The organism is Paenibacillus sp. SSG-1, from assembly GCF_002224835.1.
GTDB lineage: Bacteria > Bacillota > Bacilli > Paenibacillales > Paenibacillaceae > Paenibacillus_AQ > Paenibacillus_AQ favisporus.
On record NZ_MBRK01000001.1, the window covers coordinates 1916642 to 1939132 of the forward strand.

At 53.4% G+C, this 22491-nt stretch carries 20 protein-coding genes; 13 read left to right on the plus strand and 7 right to left on the minus strand.

Annotated features, from left to right (window positions below; translation table 11 throughout):
- The first annotated feature begins 197 nt into the window (after positions 1–197).
- The 3 genes from BCV73_RS09075 (at position 198) to BCV73_RS09085 (ending at position 5069) form a co-directional block, all read left to right on the plus strand.
- The gene (locus BCV73_RS09075; RefSeq protein ID WP_076167311.1) at positions 198–947 is read left to right on the plus strand and encodes a SurA N-terminal domain-containing protein; all 750 of its coding nucleotides are present in this window, start codon (positions 198–200) and stop codon (positions 945–947) included.
- Between the two features lie 85 nt (positions 948–1032).
- Entirely contained in the window at positions 1033–4215 is a 3183-nt protein-coding gene (locus BCV73_RS09080; protein WP_089546839.1) for an Ig-like domain-containing protein, read from the plus strand.
- Positions 4216–4250: 35 nt separating this feature from the next.
- A complete protein-coding gene (locus tag BCV73_RS09085; protein ID WP_089546840.1) occupies positions 4251–5069 on the plus strand; it encodes an endonuclease/exonuclease/phosphatase family protein in 819 nt (272 codons plus the stop codon).
- A gap of 154 nt (positions 5070–5223) precedes the next feature.
- On the opposite strand, the gene BCV73_RS09090 is transcribed toward BCV73_RS09085, so the two are convergent.
- The 3 genes from BCV73_RS09090 to BCV73_RS09100 are packed head-to-tail and all read right to left on the minus strand — an operon-like array spanning position 5224 to position 8183.
- A complete protein-coding gene (locus BCV73_RS09090) occupies positions 5224–6048 on the minus strand; it encodes a carbohydrate ABC transporter permease (protein WP_076167304.1) in 825 nt (274 codons plus the stop codon).
- A 14-nt stretch (positions 6049–6062) separates the two neighbouring features.
- On the minus strand, positions 6063–7025 hold the full coding sequence (locus tag BCV73_RS09095; protein WP_373309549.1) for a carbohydrate ABC transporter permease: 963 nt from the start codon (positions 7023–7025) through the stop codon (positions 6063–6065).
- 36 nt (positions 7026–7061) lie between these two features.
- Complete coding sequence (locus BCV73_RS09100; RefSeq protein WP_244364728.1) at positions 7062–8183, minus strand: ABC transporter substrate-binding protein; 1122 nt, start codon at positions 8181–8183, stop codon at positions 7062–7064.
- A gap of 412 nt (positions 8184–8595) precedes the next feature.
- Here BCV73_RS09100 and BCV73_RS09105 point away from each other — a divergent pair, with 412 nt between their 5' ends.
- Together BCV73_RS09105 and BCV73_RS09110 are read left to right on the plus strand one after the other, a co-directional pair.
- Entirely contained in the window at positions 8596–9423 is an 828-nt protein-coding gene (locus tag BCV73_RS09105; protein WP_089546842.1) for a L,D-transpeptidase family protein, read from the plus strand.
- A gap of 157 nt (positions 9424–9580) precedes the next feature.
- A complete protein-coding gene (locus tag BCV73_RS09110) occupies positions 9581–10120 on the plus strand; it encodes a GrpB family protein (protein WP_089546843.1) in 540 nt (179 codons plus the stop codon).
- A gap of 77 nt (positions 10121–10197) precedes the next feature.
- Here the strand turns inward: BCV73_RS09110 and BCV73_RS35735 are convergent, their stop codons facing one another.
- Positions 10198–10323 (minus strand): hypothetical protein, encoded by a 126-nt coding sequence (locus tag BCV73_RS35735; RefSeq protein ID WP_256992787.1) that lies wholly within the window; start codon positions 10321–10323, stop codon positions 10198–10200.
- 130 nt (positions 10324–10453) lie between these two features.
- A complete protein-coding gene (locus tag BCV73_RS09115) occupies positions 10454–11866 on the minus strand; it encodes an MFS transporter (RefSeq protein WP_179231934.1) in 1413 nt (470 codons plus the stop codon).
- Positions 11867–12023: 157 nt separating this feature from the next.
- Here BCV73_RS09115 and BCV73_RS09120 point away from each other — a divergent pair, with 157 nt between their 5' ends.
- The 6 genes from BCV73_RS09120 (at position 12024) to BCV73_RS09145 (ending at position 17320) form a co-directional block, all read left to right on the plus strand.
- The gene (locus tag BCV73_RS09120) at positions 12024–12854 is read left to right on the plus strand and encodes a helix-turn-helix transcriptional regulator (RefSeq protein WP_089546845.1); all 831 of its coding nucleotides are present in this window, start codon (positions 12024–12026) and stop codon (positions 12852–12854) included.
- A 269-nt stretch (positions 12855–13123) separates the two neighbouring features.
- Positions 13124–13987, plus strand: coding sequence for a glycosyltransferase family 4 protein (locus tag BCV73_RS09125; RefSeq protein WP_256992788.1), 864 nt, complete (start codon positions 13124–13126; stop codon positions 13985–13987).
- Between the two features lie 14 nt (positions 13988–14001).
- The gene (locus tag BCV73_RS09130; protein ID WP_089546847.1) at positions 14002–14574 is read left to right on the plus strand and encodes a class I SAM-dependent methyltransferase; all 573 of its coding nucleotides are present in this window, start codon (positions 14002–14004) and stop codon (positions 14572–14574) included.
- Between the two features lie 49 nt (positions 14575–14623).
- Complete coding sequence (locus BCV73_RS09135) at positions 14624–15739, plus strand: class I SAM-dependent methyltransferase (protein ID WP_089546848.1); 1116 nt, start codon at positions 14624–14626, stop codon at positions 15737–15739.
- A 37-nt stretch (positions 15740–15776) separates the two neighbouring features.
- A complete protein-coding gene (locus BCV73_RS09140) occupies positions 15777–16475 on the plus strand; it encodes a galactosyltransferase-related protein (protein WP_256992789.1) in 699 nt (232 codons plus the stop codon).
- 71 nt (positions 16476–16546) lie between these two features.
- Positions 16547–17320: a glycosyltransferase gene (locus BCV73_RS09145; RefSeq protein WP_089546850.1), complete on the plus strand. Its 774-nt coding sequence runs from the start codon at positions 16547–16549 to the stop codon at positions 17318–17320.
- 122 nt (positions 17321–17442) lie between these two features.
- Here the strand turns inward: BCV73_RS09145 and BCV73_RS09150 are convergent, their stop codons facing one another.
- Positions 17443–19836 (minus strand): glycosyltransferase, encoded by a 2394-nt coding sequence (locus tag BCV73_RS09150; RefSeq protein ID WP_256992790.1) that lies wholly within the window; start codon positions 19834–19836, stop codon positions 17443–17445.
- Positions 19837–20280: 444 nt separating this feature from the next.
- On the opposite strand from BCV73_RS09150, the gene BCV73_RS35010 reads away from it, so the two are divergent.
- A complete protein-coding gene (locus tag BCV73_RS35010; RefSeq protein WP_179231935.1) occupies positions 20281–20829 on the plus strand; it encodes a hypothetical protein in 549 nt (182 codons plus the stop codon).
- A gap of 27 nt (positions 20830–20856) precedes the next feature.
- Positions 20857–21060 (plus strand): hypothetical protein, encoded by a 204-nt coding sequence (locus BCV73_RS09160; protein ID WP_089546851.1) that lies wholly within the window; start codon positions 20857–20859, stop codon positions 21058–21060.
- Positions 21061–21064: 4 nt separating this feature from the next.
- On the opposite strand, the gene BCV73_RS09165 is transcribed toward BCV73_RS09160, so the two are convergent.
- Entirely contained in the window at positions 21065–22369 is a 1305-nt protein-coding gene (locus tag BCV73_RS09165; protein WP_179231936.1) for a glycosyltransferase family 2 protein, read from the minus strand.
- Between the last annotated feature and the right edge of the window lie 122 nt (positions 22370–22491).

Sequence of the window (22491 nt, forward strand, 5' to 3'; positions counted from 1 at the left end):
AGTGTTGAATCCAAAGTTTAAGAGATCCCCTGATGATGTATCCACTACCGGATTCATGAGGTAAAGAAAGTGAAAGGTTTGTAAAGATCGAGAAATGGATGCGCTTTCTTTCGGGCTTTATAATGATATAACACGTCAAAGATTAAAGGCGATATTGATTACAGCATGATCAAAAAATAGGCTGGCGAGGGATGCATATGGTTAAAATCATTCATCATTTTGGCAGTCCTAAATGGCTGGTGATTGCCGGATTGTTGGTCTTAGGTTCTGTGATCGTTATATTCACTGCAGGGTCCGGGTTTTCAAAGACGAAGCATCACGCTGAGGTGATCGCGACGGTTAACGGTGTACCCGTTCACATCAACGAATTCCGCAGAGCCATCACTGCAAATAAAGCTGGAGTCATCAGCTATTTTTATGAGAAATATGGCGCAGAGCCGTCGCCTGCGTTTTGGACCACGGCTTACGGAGGAGAATTTCCGGTAGAGATGATCAAAAAAAGAGCGCTGGAAACAAGTGTGAACATCAAAATTCAGCAAATCATTGCGCAGGAGCAGGGAGTGCTGCGCGATATCGATGAGGACAGTTTTGTGCAATCCCTCCAGCGTGAAAACAAGAGAAGGCAAAAAGCGATCCGCGATCATCAGGTTGTTTTCGGACCCGTCTCCTACAGTGAGGATGCTTATTTTGAATACGTCATGACAAACGCAATCGTATCCGTCAAAAACCATCTGATGGAACACGATTGGAAGCCCGATGAACAGCAGCTGAAACTGTTTTACGAGTCTCGAAAAAGCGCGGAAACGAAGGATCAGTCATTTGACGCTGTCAAAGACCAAGTAGTCAAAGACTACATCGACTATAAATACGCGGGCTATGTCCGCGAACGCATCTCCGAAGCAAAGGTCGTCGTGAACCAGGGACCATACGATTCGTTTCAAATGTAACGATGTAACGCCTAATGGGCTTTACATACATGATAAAACGAAAGGATGATGCTTTTTGAGGAAATGGGGAGGTAAAGTGTTCTGCATGACTTTGATTGTCTCCATGGTTTGTTCTTTCTTCACCGCTTTGCCGCAGGCCGCGATGGCATCCGGAACGACTTATTACGTAGACAGTACAGGAGGGGACGACGGGAATAACGGAACAAGCGAAGGTTCTGCCTGGAAGACATTGGACAAAGTCAATGCAACTACCTTTTCCCCGGGTGACAAAATTTTGTTTAAAGCCGGGGAAAGCTGGAATGGCAGGCTGTGGCCCAAAGGCTCAGGCGAACAGGGAAATCCCATCATCATTGATAAGTATGGGGAAGGCAGCAAGCCGTTAATCGCCGGCGTGACGTCAGAACTGGAAGCTGTTTTTTTGAAAAATCAGCAGTATTGGGAGATCAGCAACCTGGAAGTGACGAACAGCTCCCCACTGCCATTTGACAGAGACTGGGAAAACCCGCGCGGACAACGGCGGGGCGTCTACATCTTAAACGAAGAAGCGGGACTGCTGCACCATATTCATATCAAAAATTTAAACATTCATGATGTAGACGGTTCTTATACGACTCGATCCGGCGGAATTATTGTCGACTCGGTCGGGTCAACGACGCCCAGCGCTTTTGACGACGTCCTGATTGACGGTAATATGCTGACGGACGTGGATGCGTATGGCATTTACATCGGTTCCAACTGCATCCTGCGTAACGGAATGGGCGATTTATGGCCATGGGTGCCGAAGCCTTACGGGCCTTGGACGCCTTCGACTCGTGTGAAAATATCCAACAACACCGTCCTCAGAGCTGCAACGGGAGGAATTGCCTGGAACGTAACCGATGGAGCGGTTGTCGAGCGCAATACGGTGGGGCAGGCTACATATCTGGCAACGAATGCTTCCATTTGGTGGGCGTATTCGGACAACAATCTTGTCCAATTCAACGAATCTTTTGCCAGCGTCAACGGCGCTGAAGACGGTCACGGCTTTGACGTGGACGCAGGAAACATCGGTTCGCTCGTCCAGTACAACTACAGCCATGATAACGCAGGCGGATTTATGCTGTTTGTAAACGATACGTATGACACGATCAATACGGTCGTAAGGTATAACATCAGCCAGAATGACCGGAAAAGCATTTTCCGGTACAGCGGATCGATCGACAACGTGTATAACTACAATAATACGGTGTATGTCGGCAAATCATCCGGGAACCCGGTTATGAGCGATTATTTCACCAAGGCTTCCGGCGCTCCGCGCAACATTAAAAATTACAACAATGTCTATTACAGTCTCGGGGATAAAGGCTGGGATTTGAGAGGGCAAACGTTCGACTACAACGCTTATTACGGGGGGAACACGCTGGTTCAGGCCGATGCCCATGGGGTAACCGGCGATCCGAAATTTGCGAATCCCGGCAGCGGAGCGGATGGGATGAATACCGTCGACGGTTATAAGCTGCTGGCCGATTCTCCTTTGATCGGTGCAGGCATTCGCATCAATGAAAACGGAGGCAGGGACTACTTCGGCAATCCGTTATACAATGAGGCTCCGGATATCGGCGCACACGAATACGAAGGCAGCGTGCCTCCAGCCGGTTCTATGCCTGACCCAATCGATGTCGTTCAGATCCGGCCGGTCAGCACACCTGTTGATGACTTGGCACCGCAGGCTGCCGCAAGCACGACATTTCGATCGTCATCTTCACAGCCTATTGAACACATAAACGATAAGTTTTACGATACGGCTTGGTCTACCGAGGGTTCGCCTTCTTCTCCGGGATATATCACGCTTGACTTTGGCGGTCAAACCATTTCTGCCAATCAATTGAAGCTCAATACGAGATTCGGGCAGGAATCGGGGATCACGGATTTCGATCTGGAATACGACAACGGTTCAGGATGGGTGCCTGTCCGGACGAATATTCATCTGTCATGGGATTTGAATAACGGCGCCAATGAGATCAAATCCGTAGAGTTTCCGCTCACCCGGTTTTCCAAGATCCGATTGAAGGTGCATGGAGGAAATGCGCTGTCCGGCAGGATCACGCTGAACGAACTAGAACTATATAACAATCCGGATTTATCCAAAGACATGGTCACCACGTCCTTCCCAACGGGTGCGGGCACGATCACAAACATTATCGACAACAATTTGAACTCGGCATGGGGAAGCGACGTTAACGTATCTTTTCCAGGCTATATCACGCTCGATTACGGACATGATCCGGTACCTGTCAACAAGGTCACGTTGGTTACCTTTTTCGGCATAGGTCAAGGGATTACCAAGTTTGACGTGGAGTATTATGACGGCAGCGGCTGGTTAACCGCATTGCCTGGTGCATCGGTCGAATGGAAGCTTAACGACAGCACCAAAGAAAGCCAAACCGTCACCTTTCCGACTGTGCATGCTTATAAACTGCGGCTGAAAGTGAATGATGCGAACCGGGTATGGGGCAATATCGCGCTGAATGAGCTTATCGTTGAGCATACCCCTGAACATGTACCCGTCACCGGTATTTCGATCGACCGACCGGAGATCGTTTTTAATGCGTCTTCCGACCGCAGTGCAGCACTGCAGGCTGCCGTTAGTCCCAGCAACGCGACCAATAAAAAAGTCAAATGGAGCACCGATGATGATCAGGTGGTTGAGGTAGACGCGGAAGGGCGGGTGAAGGCAATAGGGGAGGGCAAAGCCGTCATTACGGCCACGACGGAAGACGGAAGTTTTCAGGCTGCCAGCCAAATAACCGTCGATTGGACAGCCCCCGAAATCAGGCTCGGCCCTGTGACTACATCTGAATTCACCTCAGGTACATTCCAGCCGAGATTTGAAATAACGGATCGATGGACCGGCGTTGACAATGCGAAAACGGAAGTCTTGCTGGACGGAAAAGTTCTGACGGATTTAAGCGACACGCCAATGTATAAGCTGGCTCTGGGAGCGCATACGTTTACCGTGAAAGCCAGCGATTTGGCGGGGAATACCAGCGCAAAGTCCGTTGACTTTGATGTGAAAACAAGCAACGCGGCTCTTGAGGAGTTGGTTCAGCGTTTCGCAGAAGCCGGCTGGATTGACAACAGAGGGATTGCGAATAGCTTGCTGAAAAAGCTGCAGAATCAACATGTAAGCAGTTTTATTCATGAAGTCAACGCTCAAAAGGGAAAACATGTATCTGCCGACGCTGCGGAGTACCTGCTTCGCGATGCGGAATCGCTTCTTCATGAATAGAAGTCGTTATCTAACCTTTGAAGGGAGAGTTAATCATGAAAAAACACTTCATCACATCGATCGTCAGTCTGCTGATCGTATCATTGTTTTCAACGAGCGCCATGGCGGCTGGTCACGGGAATGGCAAGGAAATTCGCACTACCGTGATGTCGTACAACATACATCATGGCGTCGGTTTGGATGAACAGCTTAGCCTGAAACGAATTGCGGATGTGATCCGGGATTCCGGCGCGGAGATCGTTGGTCTTCAGGAAGTGGACCGGTTTTTCGGAGAGCGGAGCGACTTTCAGGACCAAGCCAAGGAATTAGCAGGCTTGCTCGGCTATCACTACGCGTATGGTGCCAATCTGGATTTGGAACCGGCGGATGGCCAGGCGAACAACCGCCAATATGGGACCGCCATCCTGAGCAAGTATCCGATCCTCCGCTTTGACAATGTGCTGCTCAGCAGCTTCGGCGATGAGCAGCGGGGCGTTCTGCATGCGGTGGTCAATTTACGGGGAGTTCATGTGGATGTGTATAATACGCATCTGGGACTCGATGCCGAAAGCCGGAAGGCGCAGGTACAGGAAATCGTTAACCTGGCTTCCACGGTTAAGGGACCCAAGCTTCTCATGGGGGATTTTAATGCGGAACCTGGCAGTTCGGAGGTTGAAGCTCTGTTAGCCAACGGTTTATTCGTCAACAGCTTTCAAGGAATCGAAGATGCCTATACGTTTCCGGCCGACCAGCCGTCCGAAACAATCGATTACATCGTAACGTCCCCTGAAGTTCAGCATTCGAATCAACGGGTAATCAGGACGGAAGCTTCAGACCACCGGCCAATCGCTGTTGACGTCGTGTTCAAGCGATGATGGCCCCGTGATATGCCTGCTTATAAAAAGCGTGAAAACCCGCCCGGATGGGCGGGTTTTCCTTTTTCCATTTGCCAAGGGTTCTTTTGACAGCGTTCCTCAGTTTATCAGGACCGGCATATGACTTCCTTTTCCATAAGTACTGGCAGGCCTGTCAGCTTTTGATCGCCCCGGCAGCGATGTCGGAAATAAACTGCTTACTGACGAACAGGAACAAAATGATGAGCGGAATGACCGCGAGCAGCGTGCCCGCGATGACCATCGCATAATCGGTCACATAAATTCCGTTCAGAGAGGAAAGCGCCACCTGCAGCGTAAATTTACGCTCGTCGTTTAGAATGATCAGCGGCCAGAGGTAATCGTTCCAGGAACCGATGAAGGTGAACGCTCCCAGAAATGACAGCGCCGGGCGAAGGATTGGAATCGCGACGTTCCAATAGAGCCGGAAGAAGCCGCAGCCGTCGATGCGGCCGGCGTCCAGCAGTTCGGATGGAACGGATTCCTCCGCATACTGGCGGATCCAGAAAATGCCGAAGGCGTTGGCCATGCCGGGAATGATCAGCGCCTTGAAGGAGCCTACCCACCCGAACTTCGCCATGATGACGAAGGAAGGAACGAGCGAGAGCTGCGACGGCGCCATCATCGTGGCGAGCAGCAGGACGAACAACCACTTTTTGCCGGGAAATTTGAATTTCGCAAACGTAAAGCCTGCAAGGGAGTCAAAGAACAGGACCAGCAAAGTACTGCAGCCGGCCACAAACAGCGTGTTGAGAAACGCGCCGAAGAAATCGATGTTCTGAAACACCCGCGTCACATTGCTGATAAACTGCGTCCCGAACCAGAACTTGGGCGGGAAGCTGTAGATTTCCGCAGTCGTACGCGTGGCCATAACGGCCAGCCAGTAAAAAGGAAAGATGGAAACGATGAGTCCGACGATCAATCCGAAATACAGCAGGATAGAAGACTTCCTTTTAACCATGCGTATCACCCCGTTTATTCATCTTTGGCACCGCCGCCCTGAACTACCCGCCAGTTGAAGATCGAGATGAGGGCAATCAATATGAACATGCCCCAGCCGACGGCCGAGCCGTAACCGAAGTAATTGTTCACGAATGCCTCGCGGTACAGGTAGAGAACGATCGTCAGACCTCCGCCGCTGACGCCGCCGTCGTTGCCGACGAGCACCTGCGATTCGGTGAAGATCTGCATGCCACCGATGGTTGAAGTAATGACGGTAAAAAGAATGATCGGCCGTAAATTCGGGATCGTGATGCGAAAGAAGGACTGGATGCCGGTAGCTCCGTCAATTTTGGCGGCCTCATAGAGGACCGTAGGTATGCTCTGGAGTCCCGCCAAATAAATGATGGCATTGTAACCGACCCAGCGCCAGATGACCATGATGGAAACGGCCAGCTGGATGCCCCAGGTTTTGTTCAGCCATTCCACGGGGGAAATCCCGAACAGGGACAGGAGATAATTTAAAAGTCCGTAGTTGTTGGAGAACACGGTACTGAACACAATCGCCACCGCAACGAGTGAAGTGACGTTCGGCAGAAAGTAACCGATCCGGAAAAAGGTACGGAACCGCACGAACGACGCATTCAGCAAAAACGCAATGATGAGCGCGAAGAACAGCATCGGAATGGTCGAATAAATCCAGATCAAAAGTGTGTTGCCGACCGCCTTCCAAAATTCCGGATCGGTGACCATGAACTGATAATTGTTCAGACCGTTAAAGGTCATCACGCCGATGCCGTCCCACTTTTGGAAAGAAAGATACATCGAGAACAGGATCGGGAACAAGCCGAAGACGGCAAACAAAATATAGAAAGGGGAGATGGCCAGGTATTCTTTCCGGTGCTTCCATATTTCAGACCCCAATCCCCGCTTCCGCTCCGGCACCTGCATGGAGCTGCCGGGATCGAATTGAGTTCGCTTCTGTAATGGTTGACCCATAAGACTCTACCTCCATTGTCGGGATGGTATGACCGTTTAACGCAGCAGCTCCTTTTTCACTCTGGATAGTGCATCTTCCCATGCTTTATCCGGGTTTTTGCCTTGAAGGGCGACCGATGACAACTCGCGGCTCACGATCCCGTTCAGGTTGGCGTATTTCGTGCCGAAATAGGAGGGCTTCACGTTGCGCGCGGACTCCGTAAAAATTTCACCGGTAGCCTGCCCGCCGAAAAAGTCCTCTTTCTGCTTCATGACGTCCGAATCGAGCGCCTTGGATGCGGAAGGGAACAGGTTGAGTTCCTTGAAGCTGGTCACCTGGTTTTCGGGATTCAGGAGCCAGCTCATCACCTCGAAGGATTCTTTCGGGTATTTGCTCGTTTTCATAATGGCGAGGAAGGAACCGCCGTTGTTGCCGTCTCCGCCCGGAGCTCTTGCGACGCGCCACTTGCCCTTCGTATCCGGGGCCGCGTCCATCAGGATTTGCTTCGCCCATACCGCGCTCACGAAGGAAGCGATCTTGCCGTTGTTCATCGCGGCGTTCCACTCGGAGGAGAACGTGCTGGCATTGGCGAGCAGCCCCATTTGGGAGGCTTTGACCGCCAGGTCCCATGCCTTCTTCATGGAAGAGGAAGGATCCTCGCCGATGAAATTTTCATTTTTATCAAAATAAATTTTATCCGACTGCGCGTTGACCTGGGTATAGACTTGGCCGATGTTGTCGAGCAGCTTCACTTTGCCGCCGAGCGCCTTCTGCAGCTTCTCGCCTGCGGCGAAATAGTCCTCCCAGGTGCCCATCATTTGATGAACCTCTTCCGGATCAGTCGGGAGACCCGCTTGCTCGAACAGGTCCGCACGGTAAAACAATGCGGTTGGGCCCGTGTCGATCGGCATGGCGATCATTTCGCCCTTTGGCGTAACCCCAAGCTGCCATTTCCAGTCCAGGTAGTCCCCTTCGATGTCCTTCGCTCCGAGATCATACAGGTTGTAGAAGCGGTCGGCGCTTGGGAACAGCTCGGTGACCCAGTCGTTAAAGGCCACGATATCCGGACCGCCGCTGCCAGCAGCGAGCGTCGTTTTCAGCTTGGATTTGAAGTCGCCCCCGATTTTTTGGGCGTTGATGCGAATTCCCGGAAACTGCTTCTGGACCGCGTTGATCAAATTATCGTCCAGACTCCGGTTCCAGTACCAAAGAGTAAGCGTTTTCACTTTGCTATTAGATGAAGACCCGCTAGAACATCCGCTAACCATGAAAGCAACAAGCAATAAACACGTTAATAAGATTCGGTATTTTGCCATCGTTTTCGGCCTCCCATCGCGGCTATATGGTACTGCAGCAGCATCATCACTCCTTTAAATCCCTAAAATGTGTCCGTTCTACGAACATTATAAACGCTTACAAAACATTTTGGAACCGCTTGCTTGAAATAAGACGGTCGTAGGACATCGCCCCCGCGCCATATATTGAATATGGGTTTATCATCTGAAGGGAGGGAGTTCGCCACTGTCAGTCCGCAGCCTTTATCGCCGTTATGCCGCGGCAGCACTCGTTCTAGTTCTATCCTTTTGCTGGATGTTTCCGGCCGGGGCCGAGGCAAAAATTGCCTCGCAAGACCTCATTATCGTCAATAAAAAGACGAATAAACTGGCATATTTTAGCAGCGGAAAGTTGGTTAAGGAGTTCAGGGTGGCGACGGGCAAGTCGCCAGAGCTGACGCCGGAAGGAACGTTTGAAATCGTCAACAAGATTAAAAACCGTCCCTATTACAAGGAAAAGATCCCGGGAGGCGATCCCCGCAATCCGCTCGGTGACCGTTGGATCGGCCTCAATGTCAATGGGACGATGGGGACGACGTACGCCATCCACGGCAACAGCAACAAAAACTCGATCGGAAAGTACGTCAGCGCGGGATGCATCCGCATGTACAATGACGAGATCCACTGGCTGTTCGAGCAGGTGCCCCTGCATACGTTGGCTATAATAACAACCTCCAGCCAAAGTTTTGAAACAATCGCCCAAAATCACGGCTATGCAGTGGGCGTGCAGTCGTTTGACGGTAAGCTGGTAGTGAATGGAAAAGAAGCTCAGCTGAAGCAGGATTTGATCATGGTCGATTCCCGCATCTACATTCCGCTTCGCGCCTGCTTCGAGCTGCTGGGCGGGACGGTTGAATGGAACGCCAGTACTCAAACGGTGACGGTCTACACGGGAAATCGCAAGATTACCCATAAGGCGCTCTCCGGCAAGGCTGTCGTGAACGGCAAAACGGTAAACATCACCGCCTCCCGGCTCCAGGGGAATTCGCTGATGCTTCCGCTTCGCAACATGTCGGAAATATCCGGTTACTCGGTCGTGTGGGACGGAGCCTCCAATACGGTGAACCTAACAACGGGCAAATAAGCTCGAGCCGCGCGCATGCGCGGCTTTTTTTTGTGCTGTTAGTCTGGAAAAACAGGGTTGGAACTGCCGGTTAGGGTGTGTATGATGGAAAGGCACGGAAGCGGCCGCAGCTTAGTTCCGGCCGTTGGGGGCAAAACATTCGAAAGAGGTGTGTGTGATGGATAGCGTAATCGAAATCGTGGATTATATGCCGGAATGGGCGGAAGTGTTTGCCCTGGAGAAAGAACGGCTGTCCGGATTAGCGGGCTTGGATGCGGTCGTGTTCGAGCATGTCGGCAGCACGGCCATTCCCGGCCAGCAGGCCAAGCCAGTAGTTGATATGTTCGTCGGCGTGAATCCGTTTCGTCCGGCTGCTTATTACATAGACCTGCTGGATCCGGCCAGCTATTCTTATGTTGAGACCGGAATGCGCGGAAGGCATTTATTTGCCAAATCGACAGAGGGAATCTGGACGCACAATGTTCATCTGATGCCTTATGATGAACAATTCCATACCCGCAATGAAATTCTGCTCCGCGATTATTTGCGCCGCCATCCGGAACTCGTAGAGGAGTACGGAGCCATTAAAATGCAGGCGGCTCGAAGCGCTGAATCGATGAATGCTTACACGCGGGCCAAAACGGCATTTATTCAATCGGTCGTCGATGCGGCCAGAGAGGAGAAAGGGCTTCCCCTGGAAGACGTATGGGAGGAATAAGCTGCCTGCCTGCTTACGCCCGTACGGCCCGATGAATGATACGGACAAGTTCGCTGCTGCAGGTCTCCAGGTCGACCCTACCGATGACCCGCCGGGTTCAGCATATATTCCCCGATCGCGCCTTGAATCATGTTGGACATGACGGAAAGGTGAAAGTCCCCGAAAACGCCTTGCTCTTGACCCTCACGAAGGATAGTCCCCAATGTCTGCAGCAGAGGATCTTCCTCCTCCTCCTCAAGCTTGTAATATCGAAATGGAGGAAGTCAATCCACGTCGGCCTGCAAGCAAAAAAACGTGCCAACCGAATAAAATTCCTGGCACGCTTTTTGACGATTAGCGGTTTCGAGACGAACTGGTTGATGTGCCCCCGATATAGCGGAAAACGAGCACGCTTCCAGCCAGGCACAAAATGCCTGTGAGCAGCAAGGAACTCATGACGCCATGGGACAAATCGGGGGCGGCGGCCATGAGGACGCCGGGCAGCGCCACTCCCAGCGTAGCGCCGAGCTGACGGAAGGCATTCAGCGCGCCGGAAGCCGTTCCCGTCTTGCCCTGCGGCGCTGCACTCATCACGACGGAGACGAGCGGCGGCAGGATGAATGAGATGCCGCAGCCAATCAGCAGCAGCGAAATTCCTGTGGGAATATACCCTGGATCTGCAGGAAGGAGAGCCTGGATCAGCATTCCGCTGCATGCCAGGAGAAATCCTGTACCAATGGTGCGTGCAGCTCCATACTTGCTGATCAGCCTGCTCATCAGCATGGGATTCACCGCCATGGGGAGCGTCAGCGCAAGAAATGCAAGGCCCGTCCCCATAGCTGAATAACGATGAAGCTGCTGGAAATACAGCGTCATGACAAACAGCACGCCGGAAAGGCCGAAATTAATAAGCAATCCGACCGTTAATCCGGTCACGAGCACACGGCTTTTGAACAAGGATAGGGGCAGCATCGGCGAATGGCTTCGTTTTTCGATCCAGACGAACAGGGCGATCAGCAAAGCGGCGGCGGCAAACAGAACAAGAATGACAGGTGATCCCCACCCGAGGTCTTCGCTTTCCATAAAAGCGCTCGTCAGTGCCGCCACACCCAGCAGGCCGGCCAGCTGACCGGCCGGATCCATGCCGGACGGCGCGGGTTTCCGGGCCGAAAAGTCCACGTTCGCCCGCGTCCACAGCCAGCTGAGGATGCCTACCGGGATATTCAGGAGAAAAATGCTCTGCCACCCCAGGGTGTCAACCAGAATGCCGCCGATGATCGGACCGGCGGAAAGCGCCAAGCCCGACACCGCCGCCCAGATGCCGAGCGCCTTGGTCCGGCTGGCGGCGTCCGTAAAGGTCTCCGCAATGATCGTCAGGGAAGACGGCAGCAGTGCCGCACCGCCGACGCCGAGCAGCGCCCGGAAGCCGATCAGCCAGCCGATGGCAGGCGAAACGGCGCAGAGGACCGAAGCCAGCATAAACAAGACAATCCCGCCCAAGAAAACACGGGCTGCCCCCAATCGATCGGCCAGCGAACCCATGCCCAGCAGCATGCTGGCAAATACCATCGTATACGCGCCCGTTACCCAGCTCATTCCGCTGAGTCCGCCGCCCAGCGTATCCCGGATGGCAGGAAGTGCGACCGTGACGACCGTCGTGTCCAGCAGCACGATGAAGTAGCCGAGGGACAGCCCAGCAAGCAGCCAGGAAGACCGGTTTTTTTGGTTGGCCGGCTTGGTCCCGGCCGTGATGGATGTTCCATTCATTCCATAAACCCCTCCAATGATCTTTTTCAAACCCATCGATGTGTTGTATAGTGTATATTCAGAAGAAACGGGGATGAAGAGAGCGGTTTATCCTAGGAGTGGTGCTCCTAGGTATCGGTCATCTTGCCCACTTCGGATAGAAATGGAGGGTCTTTACATGGAGACAACGCATCAGCGTACGAGCCAGCTTGCCGAATTTTTGCAGACCCGGCGGGCCCGTCTGACTCCGGAACAGGCAGGTCTCCCCGGCGGAGGGAGACGAAGAACGCCCGGCCTTCGGCGGGCGGAAGTGGCGCTGCTTGCTGGCGTGAGTGTCGATTGGTACACGTGGCTTGAACAGGGAAGGGACATCTCTGTGTCCACTCAGGTGCTCGAGAGCATCGCCAGGGCGCTGCAGCTGGATGAGAATGAAACGAAGCATCTGTTTCTGCTGGCTTCAAGACTTCTGCCGTTTCACTATCAGCAGCCGGAAATGGCGATCAGTCCGCTCCTGCAGACGTTCCTGGACGAACAGGGGGAACACCCGGCGTTTGTGGCCAATTCCCGCTGGGATATCGTCGGCTGGAACAGGGCGGCACGGCTCGTGTTCGGCGATTATGAGCAGATGACGGTGAGGGAGCGGAACTCGGTTTGGAGAATGTTCGTTTCTCCCTATACGAAGGAGCTTCTGGGCGAGGGCTGGGAGAAAAACGCCCGGCTTCGGCTCGCCCAGTTTCGTGCGGGATACGGACTCAATGTTGAGGATCCATGGTGGAGCGGGATGATTGAAGATTTGAACAAGGAAAGCGAGGAATTCAGGACATGGTGGCCCCAGCATGATGTGCTGAACGTCAAGGAAGGCCGAAAAAAAATCTACCATCCGCGCGTGGGGCTGCTTGAATTCAGCCATATTACGTTCCAGGTGGAGGATTCTTATGATCTTCGTGCCACGGTGAACCTGCCCTACAATGACGAGACCATACAGAGAATGAAACAGCTGCTTCAATAATGAGCAAAAGGCAGAAACCCATGCGGTTTCTGCCTTTTTTTGCGGAGTCGGTCCCATATTTTGCTCCCTCCCGTAACTCGCGGCTCTGCGCTGGAATATGATCGTATAGGACGTAATTCAGTTGCGGCGGCTGGCGGGTTGTATTCCGGCCAGAAGCCTGACAGGAGGCGAGGACGGTCGAAAAGCATCTGCTTATTTACGATGTCGACTGGTGGATCCTGGGCAAGACGGCCAAGATCATTCAACAGCATCATCCCTGCCTGGATATCATGTCTGCCAAACAACTGGAGGAGAGCATCGGGAGCAGGGGCAGCGAGGCGCTGAACCGGGAATATTCCCGCATCTCCGCCATGTGCCTGGGCCTGGCGGCATTTGCTATCTTTAAGCATATCCGGATCGATTCATCCGCTGCGGTCTCCTATTATTATTTCAGCAAAAATTACGACACGTTCCGTGAATGGGCTGACAAGCCGGAACCCGATCCCGATTTTTTACGCCTGGTGATTCCCCGCATCGGCTCGATCGGGGCGATGAATCTGAAGCTGACCGAGTGCCTCGCAGCGATGGCACCGGCTGCTTCCGTCCGCCATATCGGACACTTTGTCGACCATACACTGTTCCATCCCGATCCTGCGGACGGGGAGCCCTTGGAGCAGGAAGGCCGGCCGCTCGTCATCGGGTGGGCGGGAGATCCGAGAAAGGCATCCAAACGTTATGCGGCTCTGTACGAGCCGATCAAAAGTCATTTTGCCGGCCGGCCGGAAGTGCGCTTCGTTGAAACGGCAGGAGCATATGCGCACGAAGAGATGCCGCGCTTCTATCGGGATATTGACCTGCTTCTGATCACGTCGGCGAATGAAGGGGGCGGAGCGACGGCGCTTGAGGCTTTTGCCAGCGGCAAACCGGTGCTGTCCACCAACGTCGGATACGTAAAGGAAGCAGCCCATCCCAGCGGGCATCATTTAATTTTGGACCGTGACGATCCCGGGGCATTTATCCAGGCCATTGACGGCTGCCTGCAGGTAAGATCGCGTTTAAGGGCAATCGGGCTTCTGTGCAGAGCGGAAATCGAATCGCACTGGACCATCGAAGCGGGCGTGAAACGCTGGCTTGACGTCTTGTTCGGAATTTAGGAGGTGACGAGCACATGGGCACATCCAACTGGCAGAACCTGTGTTATTGCGTGGAACTCATCCGGCAGGCGGCCCCGTCCAGCGTTCTTGACATCGGGATCGGGTTCGGCCGGTGGGGCATGCTCTGCAGGGAATTTCTCGATGTCTGGCAGGGGCGCGTCTTTCGTGAGCAATGGCAGACGAGGATTGAGGGGGTCGAAGTTTTTCCGAAAAATGTGGACGACTATCATCCATACTTTTACAACCATATATATATTGGGGATGCCTATGAACTGATGATGAAACGGCAGCTTGGAGCCTATGATCTGATCATTCTGGGCGATGTCCTTGAGCATTTTGAGAAGGAGCGCGGGATCTGGCTGCTTGAAGCCTGTCTGAAGCAATGCCGCAGCCTGCTCTTGAACGTTCCGATTGGGCCTGATTGGCCGCAGGGCGCCGAATACGGCAACGAATACGAAACCCATCGCAGCGTTTGGACGGAGGAGGAGCTGGACCGGTATCCGACCGCTTCCAAGCGCATGTTCAAGGATTATATTCACCGTGACTTTGCCACTTATTTGTTCCGGGGCGCACAGCCGCACGGTTAAAGCTCAGAGGCTTTGGTCAAAATCAACACCGAATGGGGGGAAGCGCCATATGACAGGGCATGGTTCCGGCAGAGATTACGTAGTTACTGAAATCCCTGTTGAGCTGCTGTTCACCGAATTGGATGTTCGATCGGCCCGTACCGACCATCTGATTAAATCGTTTACTGACCGTTGGTACGAACACCATCTTCAGTATGCCGACATCTCCATCATGCGGCTCGTTCCGCACCGGGAACTGTACCGTTACTTTGCCGGGGAGCCGGGGGCTGCGCCGGATGCTTACCTGGATTGGTATGAGCATATTCATGCAACTCGGGGAATAACCCCTCCAATGTCCCGTAAAGGGCTGTTGATTCAAAGACGGATGGAATACGAAAATATGCAGTCTGAGCTCCGCAGCGGATCGGACTTTTTTTTCGATCATCCGGTCAAAGCGAAATGGAATCCGGCCGGATATTTCAACGTATTGGACGGACATCACAGGGCTTGTTTTTTGTATTGCCTTGGCTTTCGGAGGATTCCGGTCCGAATTCCGCTGCAGGATTATAAGGTCTGGCTTCACTCCGCGGCAGCGGCTGACGTCGAGCAAACGATGAAGGACCAGCAGCGAAGGCTGATTTACACGCCGATCCTGCATCCACAGTTTTATAGTATGCACAGTGAGCGGGACGAGACGTATCCAACAAGGCTGGATTACATTGCCCGGTTTTTGGGGACAGGGAAGCTGAAAGGGCGGAGCGTCCTGGACATCGGCTGCAACATTGGATACTATTCCAGGCATTTTGTCAGGGAAGGGGCAGACGTCACCGGGGTGGAACCGGATCCGGACCACCATTCCCTCCTTCACAAGCTGAACGCGATGGAGCGGACGGCATTTTCCGTCATCACGGAGCGATTTGAAGAATCTGAAGCCGTGCATCAATACGATATCGGACTATTGCTGACCGTTTTTTACCACATCATGAAAGATCCGGAAGCTTGCAGGCGGTTTCTTGCCCAGCTGGACCGGAGCGTCTGCAGTTTGCTCTTCTGGGAATCCGGAGATGCCATGGAAACGGAGAAGAAGATGCTGATGGAGAATACCGGTTTTAAGCATTATGAAAAGCTGGCGGATACGTTCGGCACGGGGAAATACCGGGAGCTCGGTGTTTTTCGAAAAGCATAGACCGGCAGCCTGTTAATCTATCAGAGGCGGAGGTGAAATGTGGATGCATGACGATTTGTCCGTTCTGATTCCATACCAGCCCGACGGCGGGCCGAGGGATGAGGCGCTGTCCTTTGTCCTTCGGTTTTACAAGCACATTTTGCCCACGGCGGACATTTGCATCGGGGAGATCGGCGCGGATGAACCTTTCAGCAGATCCAGGGCGATTAACCGGGCGGCGTCCCGGGCAAGCGGCAGCATCTTCATCATTGCCGACGGCGATATCGTTTACGACCCACAGCTGGTGGCTGATTCAGTCCGCTGGATTGAACAGGGGCGGTGGGTGATTCCGTTCAGCCGGATCAACCGGCTGACGCAGCGCGTCTCCAGGTTGGTCATAGAGGGAGAAGCCATTTGGCCCCTGGGAACCGAACCGGATACAAGGGAAGAACATGCCGCTTTTTTCGTCGGGGGCTTAAATATTGTCGGCCGGGGCGCATTTGAGCGGATTGGCGGTTACGATGAGCGTTTCATCGGCTGGGGCGGGGAGGACGAGGCTTTTGCTTATACGATGGATACACTGGTGGGCGAGCATATCCGTCTCGACGGACTGATGTACCATTTCTGGCATCCTTTCGTAGGTCCGCAGGGCAACCCCCATTATGAGCATAATTACAGACTTTTTCAACGATACAGAGCTGCTCGCGGAGACAGGGAGTCGATGAACGAGCTGATTCGGGAAAAAGCAGGCGGGTAAGCCCTGACTGTGAGGCGTTCCCTCGTAACAAGGGCAGCATGGGATGAACAGGAAAGGAAGGAGCAGAATCTATGACATTATCGGTCATTGTCCCGATCCTGAACGAAGAGACCTTTGTTCCTTTGTATCTGGAGAGCGTGGCAGCCTTTGCCGATGAAATCATTATCGTGGATGGGGGAAGCACGGACGGAAGCCTGGAGCATATTGCCCGGCTGGAGACAAAGTATCCGATCAAGCTGTTTACGATGCCGCAGACAGGTCTTCCCTATACCGAGGACTGGAACGAATCGGAAGTGCGGAACTTTTTGATTGGTCAGGCCACCGGAGACTGGATTATGAACCTCGATATCGATGAAATGATGGACGACAGGTTCCGGGATTTGCTGCCTGAGCTGATGGCAAACACCGCCGTTGATGTCTATCAATTTCCGTTTGTGAACTTTTGGAGGGATCCGAACACGATTCGGGTCAACAGTCCAGGGGATGAGCGCTGGTCCAATGACATCACCCGGATGTGGAGGGCCGGCAAAGGCATCCGTTACCGGGACGAGAAGCATCACTGCACTTTGGAAGCGGCCGGCGGAGCCAGCATTTGGAGCCTTCCGCGCGGGCGGGCCGACGTTAACGTATACCATTACCACTATGCGATTGGCAAGCGGATCAAATATAACGACAACCGCAGAGGAGATGTCAATCTGCTGAACAATGTAGGGGAACCGGATTGGAATTACAGCCATAAAGAGTACCAAATTGCCACGGTCCCTTTTCAAGGAGAGCATCCGTCCGTCATTCGGCGCTATTTGGAGCAGCTGAAAGGCAATGGTAAGAGCACTCCAAACCTTTGAAGCATGAAAAGAACTGAAGCCCTCACTGCCGAACCGGGAATAATCCGGGATCCGGGTGAGGGCTTTATCGTGACATCTCTTTGCCTCAAAACGAATGATTCAGCCATCGACGTAAAGGCCTATCATGCAAGTGACTGCTGAACGATCTGGGACGCTTTAGGCTCATCGTACAGCTGAACTTCCGGTAATTTGGCGGCCAGCGGCTCGAATTGACTAGCCTGGTAGCATTTTCTGTCCACCGCATAACGATCGGCATGAATCTCTTCGAACACCTGCTGCGACCCGCAATAAACGGCTAAATCGAAGCTGACCTGGCTGAACAAATCGATCCGGTTGGTCAAATAGAGCCGGGGGCCGGCCTTGCGGATGCCAACGACTGGATGCTGAAGATATGTCAGCGTGTAGACAATCACGGTGCAGTCGTCCCTTTGGGCGAACTGCTTCACCAGCTGCTGCCATCTTGCAGGTTCGTCACTCCAGGACAATTCACCAAGCAGCAGCACCCACTTTTCTCCAGGATAGAGAGCATCGGCCTGTTCCCGGACTTCTTCCGGGGTTGCGGACAAGTTAAAAGGGTTCAACGGACCCTTGGGCAGCTGCCACGACTTGGTCCACTTTGCTTCATAATAATGCTTGTTTCGTTCCCACAGCGATTGATATTCCTGGCTTTTCAGCTTCTTGATCGTTGCGCTGCCGTGATGGTACACAAAGGCGTCTTCAACGATCACCATCCGGTAACCCGCTTGCTTGACCCGTTCACAGTAATCGTCGTCTTCAAACATACCGATGCCGTAATGACGGTCCAGCGTCCCGATCTCTTCAAATGCGCTGCGCCGGATGGCCACACAGAAAAATCCGAGCAGTTCGGTTTCGCGGATGCGTCCGCGGTAATTTTCATAAAACTCCCGCAGCCAGCCGGGATCCGCTCCCTGTACGGGGTCACCGATAAAAAAGTCAAGCGCCTGATCATTCCCTACGTGGTTGGACATCGGTCCGGTCATGGCGATATCGCTGTGTTCCTGCATCGGCCGGATCAGCTTGGGAACCCAGGTCGAGTCGGGAACGATCGTATCGTTATTAAGAAGAATCAGATATTCGCCGGTGGCACAGCTTGCTCCCAATGAGTTCCCCTCGGCAAACCCCAGATTGATGGGTGAAAAGACGGTCTGCACCGGTTTCTGCGCCAACGCCGCAAGCTGAACACGGGTCTGATCGGTGGAACCGTTATCGACTACAATGATCTCCATGTTCGGATAGGCGTCTTTCCGAAGCAGGCTGTTCAGACACTGCCGGGTGAACGACCAGTTGTTATGGGTCACGATGACGATGCTGACCTTCGGAAAAATATGCTGCACAATGGCCCGATGCAGCATTTCGTATCGATGCCCCCACGTATTGCACATGGCAAATTTACGCCGGATTCTCGCGGCTTCCGGCTGAGCAGCCTCGATGCTGAGCGCCCGCTCCACCGCCGCCTCGAACGCTGCAGGGGAATCCGCGATCTCCACCATGTCCGCGGCGATTTCGGTCAGCTCGGGCAAAGGGGTGGAAACGACCGGCTTGCCCGCCGCCAAATATTCGTAGAGCTTGACGGGGTTTGTCGCCTGGGTCAAGTTGTTCTGGACGAACGGAATGATCGCGCAGTCAAAACGGTGAAGATAGCCGGGAAGCTCCTCATAGGGCTTCTCCCCGAGCAGCAGGACGTTCGGCAGCTGTTCCACCCCGGAGGTGTTGCAGCCGAACGTATGGCCGATTAAGGCAAAGGTCCATTCCGGTCTGTTCCGGGCCATCGTTTCAATCAAACCGATATCAAACCAATCCGAGATCGCGCCGTAATAGCCGATCACCGGGCCGGTAATGCTGCTGAGTTCTGCGGGGGCGCTGCCCGCCCAGCCGGCGAAATGGCTGACATCGGCAGCGTTGCGCACCAGAATCGATGAGGGATTCAGCTCACGAACGCGCTGATGGAGCACTTGCGAGGAAGTAAGCACCACATTTGCTTTTTGGATCAGCAGGTCTTCCTGATGAATAACGTCGGCATGATTGGTCGAAAACCCGGCATGATCGTCCATGCAGTCATATATGATGTTGTGCCGGTTCATCGCCGTGACAAGCGGAGTCCAAAACGGAAGGTCGACAATGGATACATACGAGGTGACCGCAAATTTGGCAAGGACATGCTCCAGTGACCATTTCAAATATTGGATATCCAATTTGTCCATTTGGTCCTGATACAAGTTTAGATGTCTATGGGCACAGAGGGTCACCAGCCATACATTCCGGTCTACCTTTTTGAATTTGACATATCGGCAGACTTCATCCCTGGCGGCGTGCTCCTTTGATATGCAGACGACGTCCGTCGTTATATAAAAAACGCGGTGACCTCGTGCGGCGAACTGCCGGGACAACTGCTGCGGGCGCTGCCAGCGGAACTCCCAGTCAATAACGGGAAATCGGATAATGTCATAGGGTACCGCCGAATCCGGACCGGGTTTTGCTGTTCGAAGATCCTGCATGGGCTCCATTGCAGGAGGAGCGGTGTTTGGGAAGCGAGGGGGCGAATACGCCCCAAGGCGCTGCCCTGGAAAAGGCTCCATCGGCAGAGAATTGCCTGTTGAAGCAAGTGCGGTTATATGCGGGTCTAGGGTATGTTTTGGCTTGGCGGAATGATTGCTTTTTGATTTATGGGCCGCGGAGGCAGACAATGGACGGGATCCCTTCCTGGATCGGTTCATCGGTTTGTTCAAGCGTTACTCTCCTCCCTAAACGATTGTCTATGTACAAAATATGTACCAGGTCTGCCTTACGTTTGGGTATAACACCATACGAGAGGATCATTTTTAGGGAAATTGCCCGGGTAAAGGCTTACCGCTGGGCATTTTGATCAACTTCCACTTGGCCTGGTCCCCATCGTTATCTACCTACATATTGTACCAGTGACTATAAAGGAGGTAGGTCAAGTGAAATTGGTATTCATGAATAAACACACGAAGGATTACGGAAAACATGTCCATCACAAAAAGAAGCGGCATCACCATAGGAAAAGAACGTGGCCGCTTCTGAAAGTGATCCATGATATCAAGCACCGGCTGTTGAAACTAAAACAGCAGTTCGAGAGCGTGGCGGGTACCGTGGCGGAGCTTTCGGCTCGAGTGAGCAAGCTGGAGCAGCAGGTTGCCAACCTGAACAGCCGCTTGGGCATCGGTCCAGGACCGGCACCAGGCCCGACACCAGGACCGGCGCCAGGCCCAGCACCAGGACCAGCACCAGGGCCCGGACCTGCACCAGGACCAGGACCAGCCCCAGGACCAGAACCAGCGCCGGGTAATGGGCCATCAGGCATCGTGGCCTTGCTCACACCGCGGATCAATACGCGAGTCACACTGGAAACGCCAGTAGGAACCATTTTCGGCACCTTGATTCTGATAGGCGAAGACTATGTCCAGGTTCTTGAACCGGATGGAAGCAACGTATTGATTCCGTTCCGCAGCTTGCTGGCCGTTTCATAACCTTAGTGAATTCAGGAGGGAAAGCATATGACCTTTGAGGAAGCACTTGCCGTTTTTGTTGGCAGACACGTTGAGGTGCTGCAGCCCAATCAGTTTATCCAGGGCACCCTGGTTTCTTCTTCAGGCGGTATACTTGCCGTGGATACGGTGAGTACTAATTATATCCCAACGACGCAGCGCGTAAATATTTCCACGGGCAGCGTAGCGCTGGTCCGCATCCTGCCTCAGTAAACGATCATGGTTTCGGTGCAGTCCCATTGTCCCCGGCGTTTATCCAGCTCAGCCATTCCGGGTAATGATCTGCATGGCGGTGCGTAATGCTGTGCAGGCGGATTCGCCGATGGTACAGTGCCCTATTGACACGCAACAATTCGGCGGACCCCGACATTCTGGCGAGGATTTCGATATCTTCGTACAGACGGCCGCCGAACGGGGAATCGGTGTTCCAGCCGGACAACGATCTAAGCTTGGCTGTATTGAACATCCGCGGGGCAATGGGAATGCCGGCTTTGATTACACGGGCAGTAGAGAAAGGATGAATCGCGGTACGTACGCCCTGATAGATCAGCTGCTTGTTTTTCCGTTCCTCCCATTGAACGTGATCGGCATATATAACGCCTGCCTGCCTGTGCAGGCTAGCTTTGCTGTATAACTGTTCCAGGCAGTCGGGGGACAGCCAGTCGTCGGCATCGAGCTCTAGCAGCCAGCTGCCTTTTGCCATGGACAATCCCGAATTCAGAGCATGGGCCTTGCCCGAATTGCGCTTCAGCCGGCAGGTTCGGATGCGGTGGTCCGGATACAGCGAATCCAAGATATGCTCCGTATGATCGGTCGACCCGTCATCGATGATTAAGAGTTCCCAATCGGGCAGCGTTTGCGCCATGACCGAACGGACAGCCCAAGGAATATAATCGGCATCATTATAAGTACATAACAGGACGGTTACCAGCGGCACTTTATGTGACGCGTCCGTCCCTGGCTCAACCTGGATCGGTGCAGCGAGCAGCGGACGCAGCAGCTCCCACTCCTCACGCTTTTTTTGCCAGGGTAACGGGGAGGAGACAGCCGGAACCACCGGACAATTGCGGGGAGAAGTCCAGGTAAAAGCGGCGTTGAGCTGGTATTGTTTGTCTAACAGGATGTAGGATTCGAAAGGCAGCAGCGCTGTTTCCGTGAAACCTGGTGAAGGCGGTGCCATGACAGCGTCCGTTCGCCAGATCAGCGGGCCTCTGGGCTGCTGGAATCGTTCGCGTCCGCCCTCATCTGGGGTTGTAGGGCTGAAGAGACAGCCGGCCGACGCTTCGGGAAGATAGCAAAGCTCTGTGCGCAGGAAGGTATCCATACCCGGGAGCAGCCGCTCCCCCGCGTGCAGCGTCAGAAAGTAGGGCTCCTGGTACGAGGCAAGCTCCTGGTTCATCCGGGAACCGAGGCTGCCATGTTCCAGCACGACGACATTCGAATCAGGGAGCTCCTGCTGTACGGAACAGGCGGTTGATTGTGCGTGGCGCAGGTGGAGGGAAGGCAGAATGAAGACGAGCATGGCGGGCTCCTTTCCCAAATCCGTCGTTAACATAGCGTATGTAACAATGGCCCAAGTGACACTGGGAAATTGACAAATCCATGCGCGTGATTTAGAGTTGTAGTTAGAATTCTAACTAAATG